Origin of the sequence: Sandarakinorhabdus limnophila DSM 17366, assembly GCF_945882885.1 — a bacterium.
Classification (GTDB): Bacteria; Pseudomonadota; Alphaproteobacteria; order Sphingomonadales; family Sphingomonadaceae; genus Sandarakinorhabdus; species Sandarakinorhabdus limnophila_A.
Genome location: NZ_CAMCWT010000007.1, coordinates 48,853 through 59,764 on the forward strand (window position 1 = coordinate 48,853; position 10,912 = coordinate 59,764).

General features: G+C 64.7%; 9 protein-coding genes and 1 pseudogene. 3 read left to right on the forward strand and 7 right to left on the reverse strand.

Features of this window, described 5'->3' with window-relative positions; translation table 11 throughout:
- A complete protein-coding gene (locus tag Q7O19_RS02820; protein ID WP_303808518.1) occupies positions 1-4,230 on the forward strand; it encodes a multiheme c-type cytochrome in 4,230 nt (1,409 codons plus the stop codon).
- 61 nt (positions 4,231-4,291) lie between these two features.
- Here the strand turns inward: Q7O19_RS02820 and Q7O19_RS02825 are convergent, their stop codons facing one another.
- The 7 genes from Q7O19_RS02825 to Q7O19_RS02855 form a co-directional block, all read right to left on the reverse strand.
- Positions 4,292-6,220, reverse strand: a complete 1,929-nt coding sequence (locus Q7O19_RS02825) for an alkyl/aryl-sulfatase (protein ID WP_303808519.1) — start codon at positions 6,218-6,220, stop codon at positions 4,292-4,294.
- Positions 6,221-6,251: 31 nt separating this feature from the next.
- The gene (locus tag Q7O19_RS02830; protein WP_303808520.1) at positions 6,252-7,061 is read right to left on the reverse strand and encodes an acyl-CoA thioesterase II; all 810 of its coding nucleotides are present in this window, start codon (positions 7,059-7,061) and stop codon (positions 6,252-6,254) included.
- Between the two features lie 3 nt (positions 7,062-7,064).
- The gene (locus tag Q7O19_RS02835; RefSeq protein ID WP_303808522.1) at positions 7,065-7,553 is read right to left on the reverse strand and encodes a glycosyltransferase; all 489 of its coding nucleotides are present in this window, start codon (positions 7,551-7,553) and stop codon (positions 7,065-7,067) included.
- A gap of 104 nt (positions 7,554-7,657) precedes the next feature.
- Entirely contained in the window at positions 7,658-7,984 is a 327-nt protein-coding gene (locus Q7O19_RS02840; protein ID WP_303808525.1) for a UDP-N-acetylglucosamine--LPS N-acetylglucosamine transferase, read from the reverse strand.
- A 15-nt stretch (positions 7,985-7,999) separates the two neighbouring features.
- The gene (locus Q7O19_RS02845) at positions 8,000-9,007 is read right to left on the reverse strand and encodes an LLM class flavin-dependent oxidoreductase (protein WP_303808526.1); all 1,008 of its coding nucleotides are present in this window, start codon (positions 9,005-9,007) and stop codon (positions 8,000-8,002) included.
- A complete protein-coding gene (locus tag Q7O19_RS02850) occupies positions 9,004-9,177 on the reverse strand; it encodes a DUF1289 domain-containing protein (protein WP_303808527.1) in 174 nt (57 codons plus the stop codon). The genes Q7O19_RS02845 and Q7O19_RS02850 overlap by 4 nt, the downstream gene beginning before the upstream one ends.
- Positions 9,174-9,593, reverse strand: coding sequence for an ABA4-like family protein (locus tag Q7O19_RS02855; protein WP_303808529.1), 420 nt, complete (start codon positions 9,591-9,593; stop codon positions 9,174-9,176). The genes Q7O19_RS02850 and Q7O19_RS02855 overlap by 4 nt, the downstream gene beginning before the upstream one ends.
- Positions 9,594-9,677: 84 nt before the next feature.
- On the opposite strand from Q7O19_RS02855, the gene Q7O19_RS02860 reads away from it, so the two are divergent.
- Complete coding sequence (locus Q7O19_RS02860; protein WP_303808531.1) at positions 9,678-10,409, forward strand: methyltransferase domain-containing protein; 732 nt, start codon at positions 9,678-9,680, stop codon at positions 10,407-10,409.
- Positions 10,410-10,427: 18 nt separating this feature from the next.
- Positions 10,428-10,767: pseudogene (locus Q7O19_RS02865) on the forward strand (hypothetical protein).
- Positions 10,768-10,912: the final 145 nt, after the last annotated feature.

Here is a 10,912-nt window from a genome sequence, read left to right on the forward strand (position 1 = left end):
ATGCTGAAGCGCCTGCTCCTCCTTTTCATGGTGCCGCTGGTCGGCATGGCCTTCGCGTCCGAAGGCGAAAAGCCGGTGGCGCGGGATTACACCCGTGTCCATGCCGGGCCGGCGCCGAAATGGCAGACGGCGGAACTGGCCGCTGCCAAATCCGCCGGCTGCATCAGCTGCCACACCGCCAGCGATGAAGCGACGATGCACGCGCCCAAATCGGTCGTGCTGGGCTGCACCGATTGCCACGGCGGCGATGCGAAGATCGTCGCGCCGGGCGGGTTGGCAGCGACCGACGCCAATTACATCAAGCTGCGCGATGATGCCCACGTGCTGCCGATGTTCCCGGAAAGCTGGCACTTCCCGTCTTCGGCCAACCCCAAGCGCAGCTATACCCTGCTCAACCGCGAATCCCCGGAGTTTGTGCGCTTCGTGAACCCGTCGGACTATCGCGCCGCGCGTGATGCTTGCGGTTCCTGCCACCTTGAAATCATCGAGCGGGCCGAGCGCAGCCTGATGGCTACCGGCGCCATGCTGTTCGGCGGCGCGGCTTATAACAACGGCATTCTGCCCTACAAGAATTATGTGCTGGGCGAAGTATACACCCGCCCCGGCCAGGCCAACGCCATGCTGGGTGCGTGGAACGGCGATGCGTCGGGCCATGGTGAAGTCGGGCTGAAGCACGAGGAAGGCCATGGCGCTGCGGCGGGCCACGGCGAGAAGGCAGGCCATGGCCAGAAGGAAGGCCACGGCGGCGGCGCTCATCATGACAACAGCCTGCCGGGCTTTATGTTCAGCGCCGGTGCGGGCGGGCGCGGGGTGGGCGAATTGTCTGACGCTGAAAGAGCGCGCGGCGCGCTGCCGTTCCTGGCTCCGCTGCCGGCGTGGCAGGTGATCCCGCCCGGGGATATCTTCCGCGTGTTCGAACGCGGCGGCCGCAACATCAATCCCACGTTCCCGGAAATCGGCCTGCCCAACTCACTGGGCTCCATCCAGCGCCTGGAAGAGCCTGGCCGCCCCGATATCCGCCAGTCCAACCGTGGCCCCGCCACCGGCCTGCGCATCTCGGTGCCAGTGATCAATATTCACAAGACCCGCCTGAACGATCCCTTCACCTGGTTCATGGGCACCAATGATCAGCCCGGCGATTATCGCACCTCGGGCTGCGGTTCTTGCCACATCGTTTATGCCAATGATCGCGAAGTGCGGCATTCGTCGGTGTATGCCGCGGCCGGCCGTGACGGGCAGACGCAAACCGCCGATCCAACGATCTCGAAAACCGAAAGCGGCCACCCGATCAAACACGCCTTTACCCGCGCCATGCCGTCCAGCCTGTGCATGAATTGCCACATGCACCAGCCCAACATGTTCGTGAACACCTACTATGGCTACACGATGTGGGATTATGAAAGCGACGCGCCGCGCATGTGGCCGGGCAAGGAAAATCCGTATCCCAAGCCGCCAGGTATGAGCGATGCCGAGTATCAACGCCTGTTCAAGCAGCAGCGTTACCCCACGGCCGCCGAAGTGCGCACCACCAACGAGCGCAACCCCGAAGCCGCAGCGGCGCGCGGCGCCTGGTCTGATCTGGATTTCCTGCGGACGGTGAACGACCGCAATGACCAGATGAAGGATACCCAATTCGCCGATTATCACGGCCACGGCTGGAATTTCCGCGCCGTGTACAAGCGCGATCGCGAAGGCAATCTGCTCGATGCCGGCGGCAACATGGCGAGCTATGGCACCGATACTGCACACATCGTCGATCCGAATGATCCGGAAAAATTCCGGAAGGCCGGCCAGCCGCAATTCGTGAAACCCGCCGCCACCCCCGGCCCCGGCCAGCCCGGCAAGGCGGTGCACCTGATGGATATCCACACCGAAGTGGGCATGCAGTGCGCCGATTGCCACTTTACCCAGGATGGCCACGGCAACGGCATGATCCATGGCGAAGTTGCCAACGCCGTGGAGATCGGCTGCAAGGATTGTCATGGCACCGCCGATGCCTATCCGACGGTGCGAACCTCCAACGTGGCTGCGCCGCCGCCGGGCAGCAATCTGATCGCCGTGCGCAACCCCGATGGCCGGCTGCGCTTTGAATGGAGCCAAGATGCCGCCGGCCGCCGCATGTTGCTGCAACGGTCGGCCAGCGATCCGGCCTTGGTGTGGCGGGTGAAGCTGGTGAAGGACAGCGTCAACCGCGACCACCCCGATTTCAACGCCAAGGCAGCGCGCGCCAAGCTGGTGGGCACGCTGGCCAGCACGGGCGGCAAGATGAATTTCGGTCCCGGCGTGGGGGAACGCGCGCACAAGGACGACAACATGGCCTGCTTTGCCTGCCATACCAGCTGGACCACCAGTTGCGGCGGCTGCCACCTGCCGATCGAGGCGAACTGGAAGACCAAGACCAACAAATATGAGGAGCAGGAAACCCGCAACTTCGCGACCTACAATCCACAGGTCGCACGCGATGAGATCTTCCAGCTCGGCCGTCACCAGACCACGAAGGGCGGCATCATCACGCCGATCCGTTCAACTTCGGCGCTGATCCTGACCAGCACCAACATCAACCGCGAGCGCATCTATGTGCAGCAACCGCCGATTTCCGCGTCGGGCTTCTCGTCCCAGGCCTTTGCGCCGCACTACCCGCACACCGTGCGCACCCAGGAAACCAAGACCTGCACCGATTGCCATGTGAGCGATGAGGACGATAACAACGCTATCCTGGCGCAGCTGACGTTGCAGGGCACCAACTTCATCAACTTCGTCGGCATGCACGCCTTTTTCGGGCTGGATCGCGCCGTCGAAGCGGTGCGGGTGACGGAATTTGGCGAACCGCAGGCGGTGTTCGGCTCCTATCTGCACCGTTATGCCTATCCCGATTTCTGGAAGCTGCATGTCGAACAGAACAAGCGCGAGCTGATCAACTGGAACCGCGGCCGCATCTTCGACAAGAAGCTTTCCGGCGAGACCAACCAGACCGAGGAAATCCGCAACATCACGCAAGGCGCCAGCGGCGAAGTGCGCTGCATCCAGAACCGCGGCGAATATCTCTATGTCGCCGAAGGCAAGGGTGGCTTTATCGCCTATGATATCGCCAATCTGTCGAACAAGGGTGTTTCCGAACGCATCGTCAAATCGCCGTTCTCGGCGCTGGGCCACGATGCGCAGGTGAAGACCGCCAACGCCACCTGCATGGCGATCGCTACCAACCAGCCAATCGCCGTGCCGCGCAACGACAAGATCGTGGGTGAGCAGGACGCTCGCGCCGCCGGCAAGCCGCTGGCCGATCCGCTCGCCGGCTACAACCAGGAGCAGAGGATGCACGAGATCTACCGTTATGCGGTGGTGACCGATGCGGTTGAAGGCCTGGTGCTGGTGAATGTCGACACGCTCACCGACGGCGAGCCACGCAACAACTTCTTGAAGCGCACGGTGCTGGCGGGCGGCAAGACAGCGTGGAATCCGGACGGCGTGCTGAACGGCGCCCGCCACGTAACGCTGGCTGGCTACATGGCCTATATCACCACGCCGCGCGGCGTGGTGGTGGTGAACCTCGATAATCCCAAGGCACCCAAGCTTGCGGCTGCCCTGCCGTTGAACGACGCGCGGGCCAGCGCAGTGCAGTTCCGTTACCTGTGGGTGACGACGGCGGCAGGCCTGGAAGTGTTCGACATCGCCGATTTGTCGCGGCCGGTGCATCACCCCGAGGCAACGCTGCCGATTGCGGACGCGCGCAAATTCTACCTGGCCCGCACCTATGCTTATGTCGCTGCCAAGGGCGAAGGCCTGGTGATCGTCGACATCAAGAAACCGCTGGCACCAAAGCTTTACCAGCGCTTCACAGCGGGCGGCACGCTCAACGATGCGGAGGATGTGGTGGTTGCCACCACCAACGCGACCTTGTTCGCCTATGTTGCCGACGGGAAGAACGGCGTGAAGGTGCTGCAATTGACCAGCCCCATCAGCCAGCCCAACTTCTATGGCTTCTCACCCAAGCCGATGCCGGAACTGATCAGCTTCGCCCGTACTGCCCGCCCGGCGCTGTCGGTGGCCAAGGGGCTGGACCGTGATCGGGCGGTGGACGAGACCGGCAGCCAGATCGCTATCCTCGGCCGCCTCGGCTCACGCCCGTTCAACCGGAAGGAAACGGAGCATTTCTTCATCGGTGAGAACGGCCAGCCCTATCGTGTGAATGACCGGGTGGACATGGGGGCCTGGTCACCGCTGCGCAAGTAATGCGGTGACCTGACCGCAATGCACAAGTCATGCTGGCCTGCGCCAGCCTGACGGCGTGGGCTTACGGTGCGACCAGCGGGAAATCCGGCTTCGGCGGCTGGAACAGCGTCATGAAGCGTTGCAGCACTGCCAGATCGCCTTTGATCTCCAGCTGCCCTGCCGCGATCAGATCGGGCGCTTTCACCGCGCCGCCGATCAACCCGATCAGCGCCCGGCGCGGCACCACCAGCGTGGCCTGCGCGGGATCGGTGATGCCCTTTTCGTGCAGCATCACGCCGTTACCGATGCTGACGAGGTGGCGTTCCTTGGCATCGGGAAATTCGAACGCGATGGTCATCGGCGCGATGGCCCGGTCCGGCACCAGCCGCACGCTCATGCTGTCCAGCAGCATCGATACGGTCAGATTGGCGGCAATGCCGGCCGCGCTGGCTGGCTCGCTGGGCTTGATGCCCTGTTCCAGTTCCTGCGCACCGGTCAGATAGAAATTGCGCCACGGCGCGGCCTCGGCGCGCCAGGCCAGCTGGCGATAGACGCCGGCCAGCGCCTCCTTGGCGCCCGGTGTATCCGGCGCGGCACGCACCAGGGTGGAGAGCAGGGTGGCGGCCCAGCGGTCATCACCCTTGGCAGCAGCGGCCTTGCCCGCGGCCAGCACCTTTTTCGGGCCGCCCATTTGCGCCACCAGGCGCGGCGCCAGTAGGCCACGCGGCAGTGGATCGAGCGTCGCCGGATCACCGTCGAACGCACCCAGATAACGCTGATAGACGGCGCGGGCGTTGAACTTCAGGCTGCCGTAATTGGGCCGGTTGAACCAGGCCTTGGCCAGTGGTTCGGGCAGTTTGATCGTCTCGCCGATCTCCACCGCGTTCAGGCCGGTGTTCATCAACCGCACGCTTTCATTGTGGACGAAGGCATAGGCCTGCGCATGGCGCAGCAGATAGTCGCCGATATGGTCCTTGCCCCAGCGCGGCCAGAAATGGCTGGTGAACAGCACATCCGCCTCGCCGCCCCAGCGCCGCCGCGCTTCCACCAGATAATCCGCCCAGCCCTTGGCATCGCGCACCAGCGCGCCGCGCGGCGTGAGCAGATTGTGCATCGAGGCATTGGCATTTTCCGCCAGGCACAGGGCTTTCCATGCCGGCAGATAGAGGTTCATTTCTGCTGGCGCTTCGGTGTTGGGGGTAAGCTGGAACTGGATTTCCACCCCATCGACGATGCGGTTGCTGCTGGCCAGCGTGATGCTGTCTGTCGGCGGGATCAGGCCGTAGGTGCCGGGCGTGTTGAACGACGACAGGCCGGAGGAGACATGGCCGGTGGCATTGTGCGGCAGGCTGGTGCCAAACATATAGACAGCGCGGCGCAGCATGGCCGGGCCGGCGATGACATTTTCAGACACGGCGTGTTCGAGGAAGCCTTCGGGCGCGATGATCTGCACCTTGCCGGCGGCCACATCGGCCGGGTTCACCACACCCAGCACACCGCCGAAATGATCGACATGGCTGTGGGTGTAAATGACCGCGACCACCGGCCGCTTGCCCAGCTTGTCAGTGACCAGCGCCATCGCGGCCTTGGCGGCTTCGGCGCCGGTGAGCGGATCAACGATGATCCAGCCGGTGGTACCGCGAATGACCGTCATGTTGGCCAGATCAAGCCCGCGCACCTGCCAGATACCATCGGCCACCTGGAACAGGCCGTGTTTCGCCACCAGCGTCGCGTTGCGCCACAGGCTGGGGTTCACGGTCGCAGGCGCCGGGCCGCTGAACTGGGATTCATCCGCCAGATCGCGAAGCACGTCGCCCTTGGCGTTCCTGATCTTGCCGTCGGGGATGGTGCCCAGGAAGCCGCGACTGGCGAAATCGAAATCCTGTTGGTCTGCCCAATTCAGAGTGGCGGCCAGCGCGGCATTATCGGCCTGCGCCTGTGGGCTGGCCGTTGGCGGTGGTGTTGCCGTGGCGGCAGAGGCGAGGAGGAGGGCGATGAGGTGCGGTGTCATGCTGGAAGGCTAAACCCGCCCAGCCACGCCCTCAACTGTGAATTCGCACAATCAGGCTTTGGCTTGCCGTGGCCAGCAAGGTGCCATCCTGGGCAAACAGGTGCACGCGGCCATGGGCAAAGCCAGCGTGAACGGCGTGGATGCGGGTATCGGCCAGCACCCATTCGGTTGGCACGAAATTCATGTAGCGAATGGTGTTGTCGAGGCTGTTGCCACCGGCGTTCGCCCCCAACGCATTGCCGACGCCCGAAGGCAGGAAATCCGCCATCACCGCCAGCACCAGGCGATCAATGGAGAGATCGCGATTGACCGGCCGCACCCATAGCCGGCCAATGCCATCGGTTGCCGGCGGCGCCTTGCCCCGTTCGCGACCGAAACTGCCGGCAGCGACGCGGCGTTCCCACTGGCTGTTCATGTCGTCGGGATCGCGCTGCCAGCGGATGGTCATTTCCGGGCAGTCTTCCGGCGGCGGCACGGCCGGCATTACGGCCCACTGGTGATGCGGGCTGTCGGGCCGGCTGCCGAGCGCGGCGTTGACGGTGATGATCTCCTGATCGCCGGCTCGGGTGATGACACGGGCCTGGCTGTTGTACTTGCCGGCCACCGGCACGATCACTTCCAGGTCAAGCTCCGTGCCCGGCCGTGCGTAGCTGAGATACTGCGCGGCGGCCCACACGGTCGTGCGGCCGGTGAAATGCTCCACGGCCGACAAGGCACTGGCGAGACCCACCCCGCCGAACATGAACAGCCGGTCGGGCGGGCCGACGCACAGATTCTTCGGCACGGTGAAGCGGTAGTGGCCGGGGCGGTCAGTCGGTTCGACGGGGATGAAGGGGTACAAGGCTCAACTCTCGATGAAGGCGCGGATGCGGGCGGTGAAGGCCGGATCGGCGAAACGGGAAATCGGGGCGGGGGCGGTGCCAGTATCGGCCAGCAGGGCGCTGGCGCGGGCTTTAATGTCATCCACGTCGGCCGCAACATGAAGGCCAGGGCGGATGCCGACATGCTTGGCGGTGGCCAATTGGTGATCGGTGTTGTGTTCGCCCATCGCTTGCAGGCGCGGCAGCATCAGGATCGGCTTTCCGGCCTCGATGGCGCTGATGACCGATCCCATGCCGCAATGGGCGACGAACAGCGCGCAGCCAGCAACGCGGGCCTGGTAATCGGGCAGTGCCAGCTTGCGCACCCACTTGGCGTGGCGTGGTTCATAATCGCCCTTGCCGATCTGGATCTCGACCGGGATGCCCGGGTTGGCAGCGGCCCATTCGTCCATGGCCCGGGTCAGTCGGTCGAACGGCATCACCGAACCGACCGAAACGAACACGCCGCTCACAGCACGCTGCCCCAGTGTTCGACCTTGTCGGCGGCGAGGTGGGGCCACTGGGTGACAACCTGGCTGCACACGCGGCCTGCCTGCCCGCCGCTGCCCGACAACACTTAGGAATTGGCGATGCTGTCCACCCACAGCCTCTTGCAGCCAAACGGGCGGGCCAGCGTGGCTGCGATCAGGCCGGGCAGCGCGCCGGTGGTGATGATCACCTGCGGGCGGACCTTTAGCAGGATGGCGGCGATATCCAGCGTGGCGGCCGGAATGCGCCACCAATCGGCACGGGAGACATCGCGGAAGGTGAAGAAGGGCACACCGCCGACCAGTGCGCGCGACGTGGGGTCAACCGCGGCGATGCTCACCGCGTGACCGTCCCACGCTGGCGAGAGGCCCATCAGCTGGATGAAATGCCCGCCTCCCGACGCAATCGCCAACACGCGCTTGCCCATGGTTCAGGCCGCAACCGGCGTCATGGCGTCCATCGCCAGCGTATAGCTGCGCTTGCGATCTTCATGGCCGTGCAGGATGTTGACCAGCATCAGCTCGTCCGGCGCATATTCCTTGATCACTTGTTCAAGTCCGGCGCGCACGGTGGCGGGGCTGCCGGCGACGACGCGGCGGCTGGCGAAGGCCTTGGCCACATCGGGCCGGTCCGCCAACCAGGCCAGCGCGACCTCTGGCGGCGGCACCGAAATGCTTTTGCCCATCAACAGGTGCGCGAACATCATGCGCGCCGGCGCGGCGAGGCGCAGGGCGGCTTCGTCGGTCTCTGCACACACGGTCCACACCGCCACCATCAGCCGCGATTTGTCGCCGGGATGACGAGGGGTGAAGCGGTCGCGATATTGTACCGCCAGTTCGCCCAGGCGCGGCGCGATGAAATCGGCGAGGCAATAGGGCAGGCCCAGATCGGCGGCAAACGCGACACTGTCGGGCGAGGAGCCGAGCACCCAGGGTTCCGGCAGATGCGGCCGGCCAGGCAGGGTGGCGGCATAGGCGTGGAAGGGGTGATCATCGGGCAGCGAGTCTTCGAAATAGCCGATCAGCTCAGCCAGCTGCTGCGGGAACTGGTTTGGCGCATATTGGCGGCGATCCTGCTGCAGCGCCACGGCCGTGCGCTGGTCACTGCCCGGCGCGCGGCCCAGGCCCAGATCGATGCGGCCGGGATGCAGGCCGGAAAGCAGGCTGAACTGCTCCGCGACTTTCAGCGCCGAATAGTGCGGCAGCATCACCCCGCCTGAACCGACACGGATGCGCGACGTGGCATTGGCGACGGCGCCGATCAATATTTCGGGCGCCGATCCGGCCAGCGCCTGGCTGGCGTGATGTTCAGCCAGCCAGAAGCGCTGATAGCCAAGCGTCTCGCAATGGCGTGCAAGATCGATCGAATTGGCCAGCGCCTGCGCCGGGGTCACGCCTTCCGGAATCGGCGTCTGGTCAAGAACGGAGAGCGGGATCATTTCGTGCGCTCCGGCAACCGGGCCAGGATGGCGCGGCGTTCATCGTCGTTGGCGTGCGGCCAGCGGCTGATCTCGTCCATGGTGCGGCGGCAGCCTTCGCACCAGCCTGTCCGCCGATTGATCTGGCAGACGTTGGTGCAGGGGGAGGCGACGCTGCGCAGTTCGTTCATGACCGCAGTTTCCGGGCGGCTTTCAGCAGGTGATAGAGCAGCAGGCCCGTTGGCCCGGCGAGGAAGGTGAGCGCCAGGCAGGGCAGCAGCAGCCAGTGCGGCAGCGCATTATCCTCCGCTTCCCAGCTGCCCACCCACAGATCGAAGACCAGATAATGCACCCAGCCCGCCAGCAGCGCCTGCGGGGAAGACAGGAGCAGCCGCACCCCTTCGAGCGTGTCGAAACCGGCTCCGGCTGGTGGGCCTTCGCCGGCAAGGCCGGTGGCCAGCAGCGTTACATACAGGCCGGACAGCAGCACCGCGATCACGCGTGACAGCAACACCAGCCGCGCCCGGGCCAGCGGCGCACAGGCCAGCGCGATCCAGCCGGGCAACACGGCGGCGCTGGCGATACTGAACAGGCTTTCGGGCGTCATCGCGGAGCACAATGGTGGCGGGCGCGGTGATGGTCAAGCGAGCGGCGCTGTGGCAGCATCTGGCAAAACTGGGGAGGACTGACAATGAAGCGCCTGATGGGATTGGCCGGGATGGCCGTGCTGCTGGTGGCCGCCGCACCGGCGGACCTGCTGAACGCGCCGGGTCGGCCCGATGCCATGGTGGCGCTGGATGCAGGCCGCAAACCGGCCGAGGTGCTTGCGCAGAGTCTGATCAAGCCGGGCGCGCGGGTGATGGATGTAATGGCCGGCCAGGGCTATTACACCGAGCTCTTGGCGCGCCATGTTGGCCCCAAAGGCCGGGTGATCGCCATCGAGCCGGTGAACTACATGGAGGATTCCAAGACGGCGGAGGCCTGGGCCGCATTGCAGAAGCGCAACAGGAACGTGGATCTGGTTGTGGGCGCGCCGGGCGAAGCCGCCATGCCGGACAAGCTCGATGCCGCCTTCTATCACCTGACCTATCATGATCTTTATTGGCAGAGCGAGAAGTTCAAATATCCGCGCACCAATGTCGATGCCTACAACGCCCGGCTGTTCCAGGCGCTGAAGCCCGGCGGCGTGGTGCTTATCATCGATCATTATGGCGTGCGCGGCATGGACAGCCGCGCCCAGGCCGACAAGACGCACCGCATCGACGCCGACGTGGTGAAGGCCAACATGGTCCGCGCGGGCTTCCGCTTTGCCGGCAGTGTGCCGATCCTGGAAGTGACTGGCGACGATCCGGCCAAGCTGGTGTTTGATCCCAGCCTGCGCGGCAAGACCAACCGCTTCTACTATCGCTTCGTGAAGCCCTGACCGGATGGCCTTGAGCCCATGGCTCTGAGCAGTGACAGCGATATCGAACGCTTGGCGCTGGCGATGATCGCCTGCACCTTGCCCAAGGCGGAATGGACCCATGAAGGCCATTTCGTCGCCGCGTTGTGGCTGCTGCGGCACCGGGCGCATTTGGCGACGCCCGATGCAATGCGCGGGCTGATCATGCGTTATAATGAGTCAACCAGCACGCCCAACACCGACACGGGGGGCTATCACCACAGCATCACCGCAGGGCCGATCCGATTGGCTGCTGGCGCACTGGCGGCGGGAAAAATTGTTCAGCGTGGCGGCAAGGCGCGACTGGATGCCGCCCGACCTGGCGCCGCTGTCGTTCTAGAGCATTTTTCGACCTGTCTGAATCGAAAGGGGATTCCCTCGGGCGGCGTTTTCTGGTTCAGAATCCGTGCTGGTGAAGGAGGCCGGCATGGATGGGCCTACCACTATCGATGGATCTGCGTCGGCGGCTTTTGGCGGCGATTGAT

What these genes read in the sequence shown, in the direction of transcription:
- Q7O19_RS02820 (WP_303808518.1), top strand. Translation starts at nt 1, where the DNA reads ATGCTGAAGCGCCTGCTCCTCCTTTTCATGGTGCCGCTGGTCGGCATG.
- Q7O19_RS02860 (WP_303808531.1), top strand. Translation starts at nt 9,678, where the DNA reads ATGAAGCGCCTGATGGGATTGGCCGGGATGGCCGTGCTGCTGGTGGCC.
- Q7O19_RS02850 (WP_303808527.1), bottom strand. Translation starts at nt 9,177, where the DNA reads ATGAACGAACTGCGCAGCGTCGCCTCCCCCTGCACCAACGTCTGCCAG.
- Q7O19_RS02825 (WP_303808519.1), bottom strand. Translation starts at nt 6,220, where the DNA reads ATGACACCGCACCTCATCGCCCTCCTCCTCGCCTCTGCCGCCACGGCA.
- Q7O19_RS02855 (WP_303808529.1), bottom strand. Translation starts at nt 9,593, where the DNA reads ATGACGCCCGAAAGCCTGTTCAGTATCGCCAGCGCCGCCGTGTTGCCC.
- Q7O19_RS02845 (WP_303808526.1), bottom strand. Translation starts at nt 9,007, where the DNA reads ATGATCCCGCTCTCCGTTCTTGACCAGACGCCGATTCCGGAAGGCGTG.